16 protein-coding genes are annotated in these 18,002 nt (G+C 62.7%); 8 read left to right on the top strand and 8 right to left on the bottom strand.

What is annotated here, in order from left to right:
• Nucleotides 1–35 precede the first annotated feature (35 nt).
• Genes B5D62_RS20060 through B5D62_RS20080 form a run of 5 tightly spaced genes read left to right on the top strand, consistent with a single transcriptional unit; the run spans nt 36 to nt 5,026 of the window.
• Nucleotides 36–2,243: a TonB-dependent receptor gene (locus tag B5D62_RS20060; protein ID WP_085935706.1), complete on the top strand. Its 2,208-nt coding sequence runs from the start codon at nt 36–38 to the stop codon at nt 2,241–2,243.
• 29 nt (nt 2,244–2,272) lie between these two features.
• Nucleotides 2,273–3,478: a sialidase family protein gene (locus B5D62_RS20065; RefSeq protein ID WP_085935707.1), complete on the top strand. Its 1,206-nt coding sequence runs from the start codon at nt 2,273–2,275 to the stop codon at nt 3,476–3,478.
• On the top strand, nt 3,475–3,990 hold the full coding sequence (locus B5D62_RS20070; protein ID WP_085935708.1) for a TlpA family protein disulfide reductase: 516 nt from the start codon (nt 3,475–3,477) through the stop codon (nt 3,988–3,990). Before B5D62_RS20065 ends, B5D62_RS20070 begins: the two co-directional genes overlap by 4 nt.
• Before the next feature lie 4 nt (nt 3,991–3,994).
• Entirely contained in the window at nt 3,995–4,462 is a 468-nt protein-coding gene (locus tag B5D62_RS20075) for a copper chaperone PCu(A)C (RefSeq protein WP_085935709.1), read from the top strand.
• 15 nt (nt 4,463–4,477) lie between these two features.
• A complete protein-coding gene (locus tag B5D62_RS20080; RefSeq protein WP_085935710.1) occupies nt 4,478–5,026 on the top strand; it encodes a hypothetical protein in 549 nt (182 codons plus the stop codon).
• Nucleotides 5,027–5,043: 17 nt separating this feature from the next.
• On the opposite strand, the gene B5D62_RS20085 is transcribed toward B5D62_RS20080, so the two are convergent.
• The 8 genes from B5D62_RS20085 to B5D62_RS20120 all read right to left on the bottom strand — a co-directional run bounded on the left by B5D62_RS20085 (nt 5,044) and on the right by B5D62_RS20120 (nt 12,257).
• Nucleotides 5,044–5,577, bottom strand: a complete 534-nt coding sequence (locus B5D62_RS20085) for a response regulator transcription factor (RefSeq protein WP_269435111.1) — start codon at nt 5,575–5,577, stop codon at nt 5,044–5,046.
• Nucleotides 5,567–6,781 (bottom strand): ATP-binding protein, encoded by a 1,215-nt coding sequence (locus B5D62_RS20090; RefSeq protein ID WP_231714878.1) that lies wholly within the window; start codon nt 6,779–6,781, stop codon nt 5,567–5,569. Before B5D62_RS20090 ends, B5D62_RS20085 begins: the two co-directional genes overlap by 11 nt.
• 164 nt (nt 6,782–6,945) lie before the next feature.
• The gene (locus B5D62_RS20095; protein ID WP_085935713.1) at nt 6,946–8,010 is read right to left on the bottom strand and encodes a hypothetical protein; all 1,065 of its coding nucleotides are present in this window, start codon (nt 8,008–8,010) and stop codon (nt 6,946–6,948) included.
• The gene (locus tag B5D62_RS20100) at nt 8,007–9,488 is read right to left on the bottom strand and encodes a cytochrome c (protein WP_139373984.1); all 1,482 of its coding nucleotides are present in this window, start codon (nt 9,486–9,488) and stop codon (nt 8,007–8,009) included. The genes B5D62_RS20095 and B5D62_RS20100 overlap by 4 nt, the downstream gene beginning before the upstream one ends.
• On the bottom strand, nt 9,489–9,902 hold the full coding sequence (locus B5D62_RS20105; protein ID WP_139373985.1) for a hypothetical protein: 414 nt from the start codon (nt 9,900–9,902) through the stop codon (nt 9,489–9,491). It abuts the gene before it with no gap.
• Nucleotides 9,903–10,020: 118 nt separating this feature from the next.
• Nucleotides 10,021–10,407: an MAPEG family protein gene (locus B5D62_RS20110; RefSeq protein WP_085935715.1), complete on the bottom strand. Its 387-nt coding sequence runs from the start codon at nt 10,405–10,407 to the stop codon at nt 10,021–10,023.
• Between the two features lie 12 nt (nt 10,408–10,419).
• Nucleotides 10,420–11,058, bottom strand: coding sequence for a uracil phosphoribosyltransferase (upp, locus tag B5D62_RS20115; RefSeq protein WP_085935716.1), 639 nt, complete (start codon nt 11,056–11,058; stop codon nt 10,420–10,422).
• Nucleotides 11,059–11,075: 17 nt separating this feature from the next.
• A complete protein-coding gene (locus B5D62_RS20120) occupies nt 11,076–12,257 on the bottom strand; it encodes a URC4/urg3 family protein (RefSeq protein ID WP_085935717.1) in 1,182 nt (393 codons plus the stop codon).
• Between the two features lie 227 nt (nt 12,258–12,484).
• Here B5D62_RS20120 and B5D62_RS20125 point away from each other — a divergent pair, with 227 nt between their 5' ends.
• The 3 genes from B5D62_RS20125 to B5D62_RS20135 form a co-directional block, all read left to right on the top strand.
• Nucleotides 12,485–14,683, top strand: coding sequence for a type I secretion system permease/ATPase (locus tag B5D62_RS20125; protein ID WP_269435112.1), 2,199 nt, complete (start codon nt 12,485–12,487; stop codon nt 14,681–14,683).
• A gap of 125 nt (nt 14,684–14,808) precedes the next feature.
• The gene (locus tag B5D62_RS20130) at nt 14,809–16,083 is read left to right on the top strand and encodes an HlyD family type I secretion periplasmic adaptor subunit (RefSeq protein WP_139373986.1); all 1,275 of its coding nucleotides are present in this window, start codon (nt 14,809–14,811) and stop codon (nt 16,081–16,083) included.
• Nucleotides 16,080–18,002, top strand: a 1,923-nt coding sequence (locus B5D62_RS20135; RefSeq protein ID WP_170921037.1) for a S8 family serine peptidase, incomplete at its 3' end; no start/stop codon positions are given. The genes B5D62_RS20130 and B5D62_RS20135, both read left to right, overlap by 4 nt.

The raw sequence follows: 18,002 nt of genomic DNA on the forward strand, positions 1-18,002 counted from the left end.
GCGTGGCGTTCGTCTGTCTGTGTGGGGAGAAATTCATGTTGTCAGTTCGAGCGGCGACCATCGCCGCCTTTACGGGCCTGGCGTTCGCGCCGGCCGTCCTTCATGCGCAAAATACGCAATCGACGGCTCCTGCTACCAACGCGCCCTCTCAATCATCCGATCCATCGAATGCGCAGTCGCCGATCAACCTGCCGCCGGTAACGGTGACGGCCGCGCGTGGCTCCGACATCGAAAAGCTCGATGTCAGCACGACGGTGATGACGCAGAAGGAGATCCAGGCCATGCCGGAAACCGGCATCGATCAGATCGTCAACCGGATCCCCGGCGTCTGGAGTCTGACCATACCGACGGGCGAACTCCATCCGACCGGGCAACCCGTCAATATTCGCGGCTTCGGCAGCAGCACCACCATCAACACGCTGGTCATGGTCGATGGCGTGCCCATAAACGATCCCTACTTCCGGACCGTCGACTGGAGCACCATCTCCAAAGCGTCCATCGACCGCATCGAGGTCATTCGAGGCGGCGGCGCGACCAGCCTGTGGGGCAACATGGCGATGGGCGGCGTGATCAATATCATCACCAAACAGCCGACACGGACGGGCGGCGGAATCGACGCTAATTACGGAAGTTACAACACTGCCGGGGTCGATGTGGACGGTTCGGTGGTCACTGGACCGCGCTTCAAGGTAGGCGTCAATTACAGCCACCAGCAGAGTTCCGGCTACAACCTGACGCCGGCACAATATCAGAACTCGAACCTGGTTCCGACGGCTTCCCAAGTAAACAATATCGGCTTGTCGACCTACCTCGAACCGAATGACAGGCTGAAGCTCTTCATCAAAGCCTACTACCATCAGGCCTATGAGGATGGCCTCGTCTGGTCTCTGGCGCACAACGGCTGGTCCTCATACCGGCTGCTGATGGGCGGGACCTACGAGTTCGCCGACAAGTCGTCGATCAATTTCAGCGCCTGGGCCGGCGGTGGCGTGTTCAGCACCATCAATGCCGGCAGCGGATCCTACTCGCTGAATAACATCTATGCGCTGAACCAATATGTCAGCCAGCGCGAGACCGCGCCCAACAACAACGAGGGCGGGTCGGTCTTCTACCAGCTCGACACCGATCACGTGAAGGACATCAAGGTCGGCTTCGACCTGCGACGCACGCAGATCACCGACTACATCAACCTCTTCGCGAGTTCCTCCGCGGCGCCTACGTCCTTCATCTCGCAAGGCGAGCACCGGCTGGAGGGTGCGTTCGCGCAAGGCACCTTCAAGTTCGATGTCGTTCCGCTCGATGTGACGGTCGGCCTGCGCGGCGATTTCTATCAGGCGATGAATGCCAGCGTGCTGACGGTAAACTCGAATACGAACAATATCGTTCCGAATTCGAGTTCCGGCAGCTTCGATCCGCGCGTCGGGTTCAAGTACTACGTCACCGACGAAGTGACGGTGCGCGGCGCGATCTACCGCAACTTCTCGGAGCCGGGCATGAACCAGATGTACCGAAGCTTCGCCAGCGGCACGAGCTATACGGCGACAAACCCCAATCTGCAGCCGATGACGAACACCGGCGAGGAGATCGGCTTCGAGATCAACGGCAAGCGGGCCAACTTCTCCGCCACTTACTTCAACAACAACATGCAGAACTTCATCGACTACGTGACGATCTGCAACACGAACCCGACCTGCGCGGCGCCCTACATAGCCGCAGCGGGCCTCAGCTCGTCCTTCACGAGCGTCAGGCAGTACAACAACGTCGGCAACGCCAACTTCAACGGCTTCGAGCTCATCGGCGGATGGCAGGTGGTCGATTCCGTGAGGTTCACCGCGTCCTTCACGTATACCAATGCCGTCCTGACCAGTTCGTACTATCCGACCCTCGAGCGTACGGGGGTTCAGCTCGGACAGGTGCCGCAATGGATGCTGAATCTCGGCGCCGAGTGGCGACCGCTGCCGGAACTCGCCCTCAACATCAACCTGAAGTCGTTTCCGGCCTACTGGAACGACACTGGCCATACCCAGTTGAATGAGGGCACCACCCTGATCGATCTCGGCGCGTCCTACCGCTTGAAGGAAGCCGTCGAGCTCTACGGCATGATCCAGAACCTCACCAACGCCCAGTACCTGGCGCAGGGCTATACCTTGACCTCGTTCCAGGGCTCGACCGTCAGCGCCACCTCGATTCCCGCTATGGGAATGCCGCTTACTGTTTCGGCCGGATTGAGGGCGCGCTTCTGATGACGACAGGACCCCACGGAGGCAAGACCATGCGACGAGCCCTTCTGCTTGGCGTTGCCGCCCTTCTGTCTGGTGGGGTCGCTGTCGCCCAGCATCAACAGCACAACATGCCGGCGATGACAGCCTTCGCGGCGGATGCGCGCGAAGCCTTCACGGCGACGCCGACTTTCGCCGCGGATGGGACATTGTGGGTGGTCCGCGGCACGGCCGACCGGGTGCTCGTCTCCCGGTCGGCCGACTTTGGCAAGAGCTTCGGCCCTCAGGTTTCTGTAACAGCCGAGCCGATAAACATGGATTGGGGGCCGGATTCGCGTCCCCAGATCCTCGTCACTCCCTCTGGCAGGCTGGTGGTCACCTACGCCATCTTCAAGGACAAGCAGTTCAACGGCCGCGTCTTTGCCACCTATTCGGACGACAAGGGTGCTTCGTTTGCCGAGCCCCGCTCCATCACCGCGGACAACTCGAGCCAGCGCTTCCAGCAAACGGCGCTCGACCCGGATGGTCGGGTATTCGCCGCCTGGATCGACAAGCGCGGTGCGGCCGCCGCGCGCGCGGCCGGCAAACCTTATCCCGGTGCCGCCCTGGCCTTCGCCTGGTCGAGCGACGGCAGATCTTTCGGTGACACCACCGTCGCCTTCGACAATACCTGCGAATGCTGCCGACTGGGCATCGCGTTCGCTGGCCCGGGACGCCCCGCCGTGCTCTTTCGCAACGTCTTCGGCGGCACGACGCGCGACCATGCTGTCGTCACCTTCAAAGACGCGGTCACACCCGGACCGTTACGGCGGGTGAGCGTCGACAATTGGAACATCGATGCCTGTCCCCATCATGGCCCCAGCCTCGCCATCGCTGCCGACGGTTCCTACCATGCGGCCTGGTTCACCGGAGGCGATGCCCGGCAGGGCGTATTCTATGCGCGTGCCGACGATGCCTCGTCGGCCTTCAGCGAGCCGCGCGCTCTCTCGGCGCCTGACCGGCAGCCGGCGCGGCCTTACCTGCTGGCGATCGGGAACACCATCCATCTGGTCTGGAAGGAATTCGACGGCAACCGGACCCGCATCCTGGGCCAGGCCTCGCACGATAGCGGCCGGTCCTGGAGTTCGGCGCACTCGATCGCCGACACCGATGACGCCTCCGACCATCCCCTTCTTATCGCCTACAAGGATCGAGCCTATCTCTCCTGGCTCACCAAGACCGAGGGATATCGCCTCATTCCACTGGAGGACGCGCCATGAGACGGACAGTTCTGATCGCGCTGCTGATGGGCCTCGTTTTGCCGGGCCCGGCGCATGCCAACGAGCCCTTGCCGTTCGTGCGTGGCAGTTGGGCGAAACTACGCGCGGCTCATGCGGGCCAACCGACGATCGTGCATTTCTGGGGGCTCACCTGCGGCCCCTGCCTGGTCGAGCTGCCGAACTGGGGCAAGCTTTTGGCAGAACGCAATGACCTCCGCCTGGTGCTGCTGGCGGCCGATCCGTTGCCACAGCCGCCCGAGCAGGTCGAGAACACGCTCGGACGAGCCGGCCTCGGCACGGCCGAAAGCTGGAGCTTCACCGACCGCTTCTACGAGCGGCTGCGTTACGAGATCGATCCGACCTGGTCCGGCGAGTTGCCGCGGACCGTGATGATCGGCCGCAACGGCACCATCAATGTTCTTCCAGGCGTGGCCGACCTTTCGAAAGTCCGCGCCTGGCTGGATGAGCAATCCAAGCTCACGGCCCTGATCCCTACCCAACCCACGAGGTGACAACATGCGTTTTCTACGTCTGACAGCGATCGCCGTCCTTATGGCTCTGCTTCCGGGCCTAGCCCTCGCCCACGACTACAAGCTCGGCGCTTTGACCATCGGGCATCCATGGTCTCGCGCGACCGCTCCGACCGCGCCCGCTGGCGGCGGTTTCCTGACCATCACCAACACCGGAACCACGCCCGATCGTCTCGTCGCCGCCCGTAGCCCGGCCGCCGAAACGGTGCAGATCCATGAAATGAAGATGGATGGCAACGTTATGCGGATGCGCGAGGTCGAACACGGGCTCGAGATTGCGCCTGGAGCAACCGTGACCCTGGCGCCGGGCGGATTCCACCTGATGCTGATGGGACTCAAAGCTCCCCTCAAGCAGGATACGCACGTGCCGGTAACGCTGGTGTTCGAGAAGGCTGGTTCGATCGATGTCGAACTCGCCGTCGAGGGCATGGGCGCCATGCACTCCGGTCACTGATCTCGGGAGGGCACGATGAAGGAAGAGCGCCAGACCATCTTTCCTTCGATAATCGTTCTGGCCGGCATGGCCCTGCTGGCGGCTGCCCTGGGCAGCTTGCTTGCCGGACTCCGTGGCCTGCAAGCGGGATGTGTCGCGGGACTCGCGATTGCACTCCTGCCCTTCCTGGCCGATCGCGTGGGCCGTTGGCTCACGCGACCGGATGGCCTGCCTCGCTTCGTCGCCCGGGAAATCGGCCACGCGGCGATTTCCGCGGCGACGCCCGTGCTGCGGGCGATCAGCGCGCCGTTTGTCGAACTCGCCCGGCTTCTGCACGGTCCTGCCGTGCTGGCGCTGGTCGTCGGATCGATCGTGCTGGACTACTTAGCCCTGCTGCTCGACGACCTGTACCGCGTCATCGCGACACCCCTCGGGTTGGCCAATCTCGCCGCTCTGCTCGTCATCATGATCGACCAGATCGGCCTTTCCTTCTCGCCGCTGGCGATCGGCGTGGGGCTCATCGCCTTGGTGCTCGCCCTGTTGGTGACCCTGAACGAGGAGGACAGTGCCGGCCTCGGGCGTTGACGGGATCTCACGCGCCCCTACACGACCTGCCGCTTCGCCAGCTTTCGCGCGAGGGTGCGGCGGTGCATTCCGAGGCGCCGCGCTGTCTCGGAGACATTGAATTCCGTTTCCACGAGCATCTCGTGGATTCGCTCCCACTCCAGAGTCTTGAGCGTCGTCCTGCGCGTGGTAAGCGGCACGGAGACATCTCCGGCTGTCTTGCCGAAGGCTGCCTCGATATCGTCGGCGTTTGCGGGCTTGGCGAGATAGTGGCAGGCGCCGAGCTTGATCGCCTCGACGGCCGTCGCGATGCTTGCGAAACCGGTGAGGACGACGATACGCATCAGCTGATCGTGCTCTTTCAGGAGCCGCACGCAGTTCAGGCCGGACTCTCCGCCCAGCTTCAGGTCGACGATGGCGAACTGGGGGGACACGGCCTGCAACAGCCCGGGCACCGCGCTCACGAGACCGCAGACCGCGACCTCGTAGCCGCGCCGCTCGAATGATCGGCGCATCGCCCGCACGAAAGACGCGTCGTCGTCCACGATCAGCAGATACGGACTAGCCGACACGGATCGGCTCCACCGACAGCCTCGCGATCGGCAACCTGACCATGACACTCGCACCGCCTTCGGCTCGGTTACGCGCGGCGACGCTGCCACCCAGCTTGCGGACCACATTTGCCAGAAGAAACAACCCCAGCCCCGAACCCGGCCCTGTCTTCGTCGTCTGATAGGGCTTGCCAACGACCGCGAGCATCACCTCGGGAAAGCCGGGGCCGCGATCGTCGACGATCAGGACCATGTCGTCCTGGTCCCGCCGAACCGTAATTCCGACCCAGTGCGGCGAGGCGTCCGCTGCGTTGTCCAACACGTTGACGAGGCTCTGCTTCAGCACGATGTCCGAGGCGATGGCGTGATCGGGGGCGAACTCGTTGGCGTAGCTCACTGCCGGCGGCATCCTATTCGCCTGCCATTCGGCCACCATGCCATCGAAAAAGCGAACCACCGTCGTTGGTGCGGCGCTCTCGCCCCTCGCCTCCCCCGAAGAAGCGAGGATCTTGGACAGGATCTCCTTGCATCGCAGAACCTGGCCCTGCATCTCCTCGATATCCTCGCAGATCTCCGGGTTGGCCTGCAGCTCGGGCATCCTCTGCCAGTCGTTCAGGATCACCGACACGGTCGTCAGCGGCGTGCCCAGTTCGTGCGCCGCGCCGGAGGCGAGGAGCCCCATCCTGACCACGAGTTCCTCTTCCGCCGACTGCTGGCGGAGCGCTGCGAGGCCGGTGTCACGGGCAACGAGATTGCGGTTGATGCGGGTGACGAAGAAGACCAGCAGAATGGCGGCCAGGACGAAACAGATGAACATCCCCTGGATGTGCAGGTTCAGGAAGTTCATCTCATGCTGATGCGGGACGGCAAGCTCGACATTGACGGCCGTCAGGAACACGAAGCAGGCCGAGGTGACGGCAACGAGTGTCCATGTCGCCCAGGTCTCGAGCAGAACAGCCCCCAGGATGACCTGCAGCAGATAAAGGGAGATGAAAGGGTTCGCCGCACCGCCGCTGAGGTAGAGCTGTACGGTCAAGGCGCCGACATCCAGAAGGAGTTCGAAGAAAATCTCCGTCTTGGTGACCGCCGGTTGAAGCCACAGCCTGAAATGATCAAAGATGTTCAGCCCGACCAGGCACAGCACGACAAAGGCCATGGCCGGAATCGGAAGCTCGACACCAAGCGCAAATTGCGCCACCAGAATGGTCGCGATCTGACCTACCACCGCGACCCAGCGGAGCTGGATCAGGAGCAGCAGGTTTTTCTTGTTCGTCGCATCCTGAATCGAAATCGGCCAACCTCCGTTTGTCGTGCGATCTTGCCAGAATTGGACACAGGTCTGTCAGATCGGGCGATGTCGCAGCATCGGGGACATCGCGACGTCCCCCGCTATGGCCGCCGCTGATCTCCTGCCGGATGAGCCATCCGGTTCGCTTCTCCGACGCGCCGCACGTAATCCTCAGTCTTGGCCTTCACCAGCTCACGATGGGGCGCAATCGATGCCTCGCGGTAAAGGTGGCGCCCTGCGCCCATGAGCACCAGAACCGAGAGCATGAGCAGGCAAATGCTCGCGAAGCTTCGGCCGATGCGTTCCGCCGGCCGTCCGACCTCGACAAAGATCAAGAGGGCCATCCACAGCGAGGCGAGGAGCGAGAGCCCGAAGACCGCCGTGGTCGGACCGGTCGAACCGCTGACATGCGGCAACGTCAGCAGGGCGACGGGTCCGACGACGAACTGTCCCACGGTCGGCCAGAATGCCCAGGAATAGCCCTTGCGTATAAGCTCGGCGCGCTCGAACCCAATGACATTGGCTTCCTCCATGGTCTTGCGGCGGAACAGCCATACCAGCAGCAAGCCGGTCATCGCCGGACAGGCAAGCAGGAAATGCGCATAGCGCGGGAAAACGTTCGGCAAGGTGAGCGCCGACAGGAACCCCTGAACGGTTCCCCACTTCTCCGGAAACAGCATGAGGTTGATGTTGGCGAGGAAGATCAGCGGAATGAACAGGAAGATCAGGCAGGCAGCGAAGGCAAGGGCCAGGTGGAGCAGCTTCCTCCGCGCCATCCGTTTCCAGAGGTATTTGTGCGCATAGGTGAGCAGGAAGGCCGTTACCACGAGGGGGATGATCGAGATCCAGAACGTTCCCGTCAGCGCATTGGCCGTATAGAAATAAACCGTATACAGCGTGTTGATGGCGAGCAGCGGCCCGACGCCGAGAACGACGGCAATGCTCTTGTTGGCCGTGATCGTCGAGGCGATCTCGTAGGCCAACGTATCGTAGCGCTTCTCCTTCAGGCCGCGCAGTTCGTAATAGAAGGCCAGCAGCGCACCGCCCACCATGAAGTTGACGAAGGCGATGTGCATCAGAAAGAAGACCACCAGCACGATCACGAGAACGGGTTCCGGCGTCGGCAGCGGCAGCGGTATGTCGCGAGGAATGGGGATCTGGTTCATCGCCCGACACCCTGGCCCTTGTCGCCGGCGGCCTGACGTTGTGCCCCTGCCGCATTGACGACAATGCCGACCTGCTGCGCACCGCTCGTTGGCGTCGTGTTGTGTTGAAGCTGTTCGAGGTAGAGGGCGAGCAAGCTGAGCTCCTGCGACGTTCCCGGGAAGGGAGGCATGAAGGGTTGGGCGTTGTGCATATTCTCGAGGTAGCCCAGCGTCAGATCCGGCTTCCAGGGCTGGTTGCCGAACAGGCGCTGCAGATGCGCGGCGACCGCGTTCACGCCGTGCGTGGTGTGGCAGCGCGAGCAGGTATCCATGAAGACGTCCTTGCCCTTCTGCAGCCGATCCAGCGCAGCGTCGCGCTCCGCGGCGTCGAGGCGGCTCGGGACCGATGCCTTCTCCGCCTCCGTGAGGGGCGTGGAATAGGTCGCATAGGCCAGCACGCCATCGCGCTGGAGCAGCGCGTAGTCATCGACCCGCACGCCATTGGCGTACATGTATCGTCCGATGACATAAGGCTTGCGGATGAACTCGCGGACGCGCTCGAAGTGCCCGGTCATCCAGAGGATCGCCACCAAGGGGAAGATCAGGGCGACGCGCGGCAGCAGATTGGGCCGTGAGATCGCCACCTGCACCACCGCGACGACAGCGACCACCGTGAAGACGGCGATCCACAGAAGTTCGTCGAGCCAGCCGCTGAAGGCCAGGGTGAGCGCCGAAACCGCGAGGTTGTCCTTCATGAGCGAGGGGACGACGCTGTAGTACCACCAGCCTCCAGCAGCGACCAACGGCGCGAAGAAGAGCGTCCAGAGAGCGATGGCGCGCATGGCTTGGTGGCGGAACGGGTCGATGCGGGGCACGAAGAACGGCACCAGGAACAGGGCGATGATGCCGGCCATCGTCGCGGCCAGCGGCGTGCGGAACGCGAGCTGCGGCAGATAGATCGGGTTGGTAAACCCGGACCAGAGCGTGCTGTCGGCAAGCCAGTTGCCTGGGTCCATCATGAATCCAAGGATCGAGACGATGATCGCCATCGTGATCCAGGAGAACAGGCCGAGAGCGAATCCCAATCTGACATGCCGGCGCTTGGCCTCGCCGTCGCGCCACTTCTTCCAGGTCAGCGTGTAGGCAACGATCAGGCAGACCTCGGTGATGAACACCAGCCATTCGACGAACCAGGCCCAGAAGAAGACGCGGATCAGGCTGCCGATCGAATAGGGATTGACCAGGGAAACCGAAAGCCAGATGCCAACGCCGCTCAACGCGCCGATGGTGGTCGTGATGATGAAGCTGACGAACAGGATCTTATAGGCCAGCTCGTCCCACCTCTTGTCCCCTTTCCTGACACCGTACCATTCGAAGCAAGCCAACAGCGGCATCATGCCGACCGCCAGTCCGTGATTGATCAAGACGTGCAGGATCGCGATCATCGCGATCAGGCCACGATTGCCGAAGATATCGAGATGAAAGACGGGGAAGTCCATCTACAGCGCTCCGCCGTAGGCACGCCCGCGCGCCAGGCCGGAAAGGTCCGCCGTAACGACGGCTAGCGCCACCAGTTCGAAGGCGAACAGCAGCAATCCAAGCCGTTGCAGCGGACTTCCCTCGCCGCTGGTGACAACCAGATCCAGTCCCAGGATGGCAAGACAGAGCGCCACGGCTCCCGGAAGCCAGGTCAGCAATTGCTCGAGCAAGCGGCTGCCGCGGCCTCGCCGTGACAAGGCCGCCTTGCCGGCATTCACCAATCCGTACAGCGCGAAGAGAATGACCGTGGCCGCACCCGTCGCGGCAAAGATTACCGGGCTACCGACAAGGGCCAGCAGCAGCACCAGCATCAGGACATTCAGAACGGTGCCTCGAACCGGCTCGGCACACAGCCAACGTACTAACGCTCTCACTCTCCCTCCCCGCTCGATGCGAGCGCAATGTCGAGAGGAGGGTCAGGAGATTAAATTGGACAAAATGCCCAAGCACTGCGGCGGCGGCGAACCATCGCCCGCCGCGGCAGCGCGTCGATCAGAAGAGCTGGGTGGCGATGACGATCATCCCGACCACGGACACCAGCCAGGCGAGGGTGCGCAGTCGCGGAATGCCGATCCAGTAGATGATCGCATGAGCCACACGCCCCCAGAAGAAGATGAGCGCACCCAGTGCGGTCGTCGTGTTGGCTTTGCCCGCCACCGCGGCGATCAACACCAGCGCGGCGAACAGAACCATGTTCTCGATCATGTTGGCGTGAGCGCGCCGAGCCCGTCCGGCAAAGCCGATCAGCTCGGGAAGGCCTTCGCGGTTGCCGGCAAGGGCCTTCAGGCCGAGTTGCCTGTCAGCAGCCAGCGCAGCGACCAACATCTGGATGAATGTGAGAATGACGGAATAGAGCAGGTACTTGAGATCCGGGCTCATGCGTTTCTCCCCTTACCTCGTTCCGAACAGGCGGTCTCCTGCATCGCCGAGGCCGGGGACAATATAGCCATGGTCATTCAGCTTGGCATCGACCGCCGCCGTGAAGACCGGCACGTCGGGATGCACTTCGGCGAAGGCGCGGGCACCCTGCTCAGAGGCCAGAACGCAGATGAACTTCAACCGCTTGGCACCGGTCTCCTTGAGGCGATCCACCGCTGCGATCGCCGAATGTGCCGTCGCCAGCATCGGATCGCAGACGATGACATCACGATCAGAGATGTCGCCGGGTGTGCGGAAGTAATACTCGACCGCCTGGAGCGTACGCGGATCGCGATAGAGGCCGACATGGCCCATGCGAGCCAGCGGCATGAGATCCATGAGCCCTTCGGCAAGGCCAAGGCCGGCGCGCAGGATCGGCACGATCACCAGCTTCTTGCCATCCAGCAGAGGGGCATCCATCGACTCGATCGGCGTCTCGATATGCGTATGCACCAGCGGCAGGTCGCGCGTGGCGTCGTATCCCAGCAGCAACCCCATCTCGCGCAGCAACCGCCGGAAGTTCGCGCTCGATGTCAGCTTGTCGCGCATCTTGGTGAGCTTGTGCTGCACCAACGGATGTGAAACGACATGGATCGAATGCGGCAACGACATCTTGTTCTCCCCCACTCCTAAAAGACAGTGCCGTCGCTGGCGACAGCAATCGGCGGGCCACCACCCGCGCGGCGCTCTGCCGCCAGCCTGCGGCCGGCGAACCAGGTGCCGGCCTCCAGCACCTTCACCAACGGCAACCGGACAGCATCCATCCCCAGATGCAGCCGGACGTGCTCGGCAACACGGTCGAGCAGCGCGACGGTAAGCGCACGCCATTCGACGATCGGTTCATCACCCGGCGCAAAGGTCTCCTGCAGCAGCGCCGATTGCTTCGGCCGCAGGGCTCCGGCATCGATCAGCAGGCCGCCGTTGCGATATTCGGGCAGGCCCGTCAGCGCATCGAGTTCGACCACCTCGAGACCTGCCCCCTGCAAGGGTTCGACGAGGGAATAGGACATCCATTGTGACAGTTTGTGGAACGGCACCAGCCCGATCGCCGGGTGCCGCCACACGTCGCCCAAAGGCTGGCCGTCGAGCGTCAGGCGCGAGGGCCAGATCGAGGAAAATCTGTCGAGGACAGCTGCCAGGATGGAGGCCGCCTTCATCTTGGCGGCATCTTTCGCGATGAGGTCGAATAGTGCTCCGGGGCGCTCGAGGCCAACGCTCCCCAGCTTACGCAGCAACTCGGCCCGGCCTTCGAGGCCGAGCAGCGGATTGTGCGCCTTGACCTGGAAGCCAAGGGCGACGTCCACCGGTGTAAGCGCCGACAGCCTCTCGGCGTCAACGCGCAGCGGATCGCCCTTGGGATCGCGGCTGAAGGCGCCATTGGCGAACATATGGAAGCTGGCCACGCCCAGCCCCTCCGAGCGGGCATAGGTCTCGCCCGTGCCCGGCTCGCGGTACGACCAGCCAGCACCGGCCCCGGCATCGAGCAGCACCGATACGATGGCGAGATCCATTCGCCGCCGCGCCACCTCCTCTTTCGACAGGGCCTCGAAACGAGGGGCCAGAGAGGCCCACCGATCGTGGCCTCCGGCCTCGAAATGCCGCCAACGCGAATGAAAAGGAATCGTAGCCGGGTCGGAGAACCGGTCGCGCGTCACCTTGAGCGTTGCCTGCACGGCAGCTTCAAGCCCATCGGAATCGAGCGCAAACCACTGCGAACGGCCGTCCTCGACATACTTCAGGACCTGGCCCGCACGCTCCCGAATGGCAGCCGGCGAGCGGAGATATTGTACATTGTCCGAAGACGGAGACATTATCAGGCTGCAATCCTCCGCGATCTTCCTGTATCGCCCGCGGCTGCATACAGCGCGAGCGCCCCGGACCGCAACAATCACGCCAAGCCGATACCCGGGTCGAGAACCAAGGCTTCATGAAATTCTAGATATGCGTGTGTTTTTGCTGCGGCCGTGGCCTTTTCTCGTTATGGTGGGGAAAATATTCATAATGAATATGTGAAGTTGCGCAGAACGGGTAGCCATAAGTGGCCACGGACGACGAACAGGGCAGCGCTGATAGTGGTCTTTCTGCGCTGGTGTTGATGCTGCGATTTCTGGGCAAGCCCATCGAGCCCGACCAGCTAAGGCACAAATTTGCACCGCAAGGCGAATTGTTTTCCGCCGAACATATCCTGCGGGCTGCCAAGCATCTGGAGCTAAGAGCGGATATTATACGCGTCCAGCCGCGACGGCTTGCCGGCACGGTCCTGCCGGCAATCGCCTGCTTGAAGGATGGCACTTTCACGGTGCTGGCGCGTGCCACCGACGACCGCGTCCTGCTGCAGAATGTCGTTACCGGCCAACCGGTCATCGAGCAGCGCAGCGCCTTCGATGCGCAGTGGAATGGCGAGATCATTCCCATTACGACCCGTGAGCGCGCGTCGGGCCCGGAACGTCCCTTTGGCCTGACATGGTTCATTCCGTCGCTGGTTCGCTTTCGCAAATTGCTGGGCGAGGCACTGATTGCCTCCTTGTTCCTGCAGCTGTTCGCGCTGGTGACACCGCTTTTCACGCAGGTCGTGATCGACAAGGTTCTGGTCCACAAGGGCTGGAGCACGCTTGACGTGCTGGTGTTCGGTCTCGTCGTCGTCTCGATCTTCGAAGTCCTTCTGAGCGGTATGCGCGCCTACGTGCTGGCGCATACGACAAACCGCATCGACGTCGAGCTCGGCGCCCGCCTGTTCCGCCACCTGGTCAACCTGCCGCTTGCCTATTTTGGCGCCCGACGCGTCGGCGATTCGGTCGCCCGCGTTCGCGAGCTGGAGAACATCCGCCAGTTTCTGACCGGGCAGGCCCTGACGATCGGCCTCGACGTCGCCTTCGCCGGCGTGTTCGTCGCCATCATGTGGTTTTACAGCTGGCAGCTCACATTGATGGTCATGGCGGCGATCCCGGTCTGGATCGGCATCGTAATCGTCGCCGCGCCGCTGTGGCGCCGCCGCCTGAACGAGAAATTCGACCGCGGCGCGGAAAACCAGGCCTTTCTCGTCGAGAACGTATCGAGCATCGAGACCGTCAAGGCGATGGCGGTCGAGCCGCAGATGCAAAGAGGCTGGGAGGACAAGCTTGCCGCCTATGTCGGCGCCTCCTTCCGGGTGACCAAGCTCGCCGTCATCGCAAGCCACATCATCGAATTGACCAGCAAGCTTCTGACCGCCGCCATCCTGTGGGTCGGGGCCGGGCTGGTCATCGGCGGCAAGCTCACGGTCGGCGAGCTGGTAGCCATCAACATGCTGGTTGGCCGCGTCACCGGCCCGATTCTGCGCATGGGCCAGGTCTGGCAGGATTTCCAGCAGATCCGCATATCGGTCGCCCGCCTGGGCGACATTCTGAACACCCCTAGTGAACCGCGCTACACTGCCAGCCGGGCGACGCCACCGCGCGTAACCGGCCACATCGTGTTCGACCATGTGTCTTTCCGTTATCGACCGGACGCACGGGAGGTCCTGAGCGACGTCTCCCTCGACCTGCCGGCGGGACAGGTCGTCGGCATCGTCGGTCGCTCCGGCTCCGGCAAAAGCACGCTGGGGCGTCTGGTGCAGCGTCTCTATGTGCCGAGCAGCGGACGCATTCTCATCGACGGTCTGGATATCGGTGTCGTGGATCCGTCCTGGCTGCGGCGCCAGATCGGCGTCGTCTTGCAGGAAAACCTCCTGTTCAACCGCACGATCCGGGAAAATATCGCTCTCGCCGACCCCGCCGCTCCCATCGAGGCCGTCATGCGGGTTGCCCAACTCGCTGGCGCACATGATTTCATCCTCGATCTGCCGGAAGGCTATGACAGCCGTATCGAGGAGCGCGGAGCCAACCTGTCCGGCGGGCAGCGCCAGCGTATCGCGATCGCCCGCGCTCTGATGGCCGATCCGCGCATTCTGATCTTCGATGAAGCCACGAGTGCGCTGGATGCCGAATCCGAGGAGATCGTCCAGAAGAACATGCAGGCCATCGTCCGCGGCCGCACAGTGCTGATCATTGCCCATCGGCTGTCGGCCCTACGCGTGGCCAATCGCATCCTGAGCGTCGAGCACGGTCGCATCATCGAGGATGGCACGCATGCGGACCTGCTGCGGGCCAACGGCCGTTATGCCGATCTGTGGCGGCGGCAGATGGGCATGACGACAATGACCCAGACGACCACACCCTGGCAGGTCGTCGGCGTGGCACCGAGGAGCGAACGCTCGTGACGGCCCTCTCTTCCTTGTCCAGACATTGGGAATTATGGCGCGACGCCTGGATCGCCGATCGGCGCCGTACCGAGCGTCGGCTCCCCAAAAGGGAGCGTGAGTTTCTGCCGGCCGCGATCGAGCTCATGGAGACCCCGGTCTCACCGCTCGGCCGGGGGTTGATCTGGGTGCTTTGTGGTTTCTTCGCCGTCGCAGTGGCATGGTCGATCATCGGCAAGGTCGACGTCGTCGCCATCGCCGACGGAAAGGTGATTCCCCACGGCAAGACCAAGGTGGTGCAACCGCTGGAGATCGGCGTCATCCGCGCCATCCATGTCCAGGATGGCGACCGGGTGAAGGCCGGACAGGATCTGATCGATCTCGATCCGACAGATGCTTCCGCCGACTATGCCCGCATGGAGCGCGAGAGGGTTGCCCGCACGCTCGACATTCTGCGCCTGGACTCGCTGCTTGCTGGCGGGCCGAGCGCCGCACCGCTGACACCCAAGGACGAGAAGATCGATCCGCTGCTGCTTGAGGCAGCGCGCCAGCTCCTTAGGGCACAATGGCAGGAGCGCATCGCAAAGTTGGCTGCCCTCGACGGCGAGATCGAGCAGCGCCGCGCCGACCTGCGGGTTGCCGAGACAGACATCGAACGGTTGAACGCTGTCCTGCCGTTGCTGCGCGATCGCACCGAGAGCATGAGCGGGCTGGCGAAGCAGGGTCTCGCCTCGCGACTGCGTGTTTCGGAACTGCAACAGCAGCTGATCGAGACGGAGAAGGGGCTCGCTTCGGCTGTCGAGAAGCGACAACAGGCGGAGGCCGCCATTCGTGCCGCGGAGCAGCAGCGGCAGCAGGCCGAGCGTGAAAGCGAGAGCAACTGGCGCAAGGAGCGCGCGGACGCGCTCGAAAAGCGGTCGGCGGCCGAGCAGGAAATCCTGAAGGCGCGCAAGCGCCGCGACCTGCAACAGCTGACATCGCCGATTGATGGCACCGTGACCAATCTTGCGACCTGGACAGTGGGCGGAATCGTCAAACCGGGCGATACCCTGTTGAACGTCGTGCCGCTTGCGGAACAGCCCGAGATCGAGGCGATGGCTCTCAACAAGGACATCGGCTTCATCCGCCCGGGACAGCCGGTCACCGTGAAATTCGATGCCTTTCCCTTCACGCGTTACGGAACGCTCTCGGGTGAGGTGATCGATATTTCCCGAGATGCCAACAAGGACGACAAGCTCGGCCTGATCTATCCCGTGCGCATCCGCCTCGCAGCCTCCGACATCGCTGTCGATGGCGCCCGCGTGTCGATAACTCCCGGCATGGCGGCCAGCGCCGAGATCGTCACCGGCCAACGCCGCCTGATCGAATTCATATTGTCACCCCTCCTCCGTTATCGGGACGAAGCAGGACGCGAACGATGAGCTCCAGTATCTGCAATTGCCCTCAATGCCAGTCGTTGTGGTTCGGCAGCAACGATGCCGCAGGCGCCGCCACGTCGGTGGATACGATGTCCACCCCTTCCAACCAGGATGCGACCCTGGGAGTGGTGATCCCGCTTACGGCAACACCCGCGACGCCGGATGCGACAACGCAGACCCTGCAACCCGACGACACTCTGATCAATCTCGGCACCTTCCAGTCGGATCCGCGTTTCGCCGGCATCAACGGCGCCGGCGTTTCCGTCGTCGTCATCGATACGGGTATCGACCTCAACCACAGCTTCTTCGGTCCAGACTCCAACCACGACGGCATCGACGATCGGATCGTCTATTCCTACGATTTCTCCGGCGCGAACGATCCCAATGCCTCCGACACGGTCGGTCATGGCACAAACGTCGCCAGCATCATCGGATCGCAGAACTCGACCTATCCCGGCATGGCGCCGGGCGTGAACATCATTGCGCTCAAGGTCTTCCCTGACTACTCAAGTTCGGCCTCCCTTATCGATATCACGGAGGCGCTGAACTGGGTCATTGCCAATCGCGCGACTTACAACATCGTTGCCGTAAACATGTCGCTCGGATCTGGCGACAACCTGAATACACCCACGGCTTCTAATTGGTCCAGCCAATTTGCCTCGTTGGTAGCTAACGATACCGCGGTAGTCGTTGCCTCCGGAAACAACTACTATAGTTATCAGACGCAAGGAGTCGCATCGCCGTCCGCTGACCCCAATGCTTGGTCTGTTGGTGCCGTCTGGGATCGGAGTTGGGGGACATCTTTCTACTGGAGCAACGGTGCCATCGACTACAGCACCGCACCGGACCAGATCACTTCCTTCTCCCAACGCAGCACGTCCCTCAGCACCATCTTTGCCCCCGGCGGTCAGATAACCGGCGCGAACTACAATGGAGGGACTGTTACCTATTCAGGAACGAGTCAGGCCGCTCCGCACATCTCCGGCCTGGTCGCCGACATGCAGGAGCTCTCTCTCGAGATAAGCGGCCACCTGCTGCCGGTCGCCGAACTCGAGCAGGACATGATTGCCGGCTCGGTAACGATCTATGATGGGACGACGTGGGCTGACAACGTCGTGAACACCAATGCCGCGTACCATCGAGTCGACGCCGAAGGCTGGGCCATCCAGGTCCTGAACGACCTCTTTGCGGGAACGACGAGCAACGATACGCTTAACGGCACATCGGTTGCGGACGTCATTCATGGCAATAGCGGTGATGATACGCTGTACGGGAACGGCGGCGACGATAGCCTCTATGGCGATACAGGCAACGATACGCTGATCGGCGGTGCGGGGAACGACACTCTGGATGGTGGAACCGGCGCTGATACGATGATCGGCGGCACCGGGAACGATACCTACTATGTCGACAATCCCGGTGACATCATTGTCGAACAGGCAGGCGAAGGAACGGACACCGTCCAATCATCGATCTCGTACACGTTGGGCGCGAACCTGGAGAACCTGACCCTTCTTGCCGGTGCGGGCGCGATCACCGGCACCGGCAATGACGCCGACAATGTCATTACCGGCAATGACGCCAACAACATTCTGACCGGCAACGGCGGCAACGACACGCTGATCGGCAATGCCGGCGACGACATCCTCGATGGAGGAACGGGAGCCGATACCATGATCGGCGGCGCCGGCAACGACACCTACTATGTCGACAATCCCGGCGACATCGTGCGCGAGACCGCCGGCGCCGCCTTCGCCGTTCCCGCCGGATGGACCCTCAAGGGCACCGCCGACTACAACGGCGACGGCGAGCTCGACGTCGTCGTCAGCCAGGGCAACACCAACCAGCTGTGGCTGCTCTCCGGCGGCGCCCTCCAGTCGACCGTGGCCCTGCCCGACCTCAGCGCCGGCGGCTGGCAGTTC

Source organism: Enhydrobacter aerosaccus (assembly GCF_900167455.1).
Classification (GTDB): Bacteria; Pseudomonadota; Alphaproteobacteria; order Reyranellales; family Reyranellaceae; genus Reyranella; species Reyranella aerosaccus.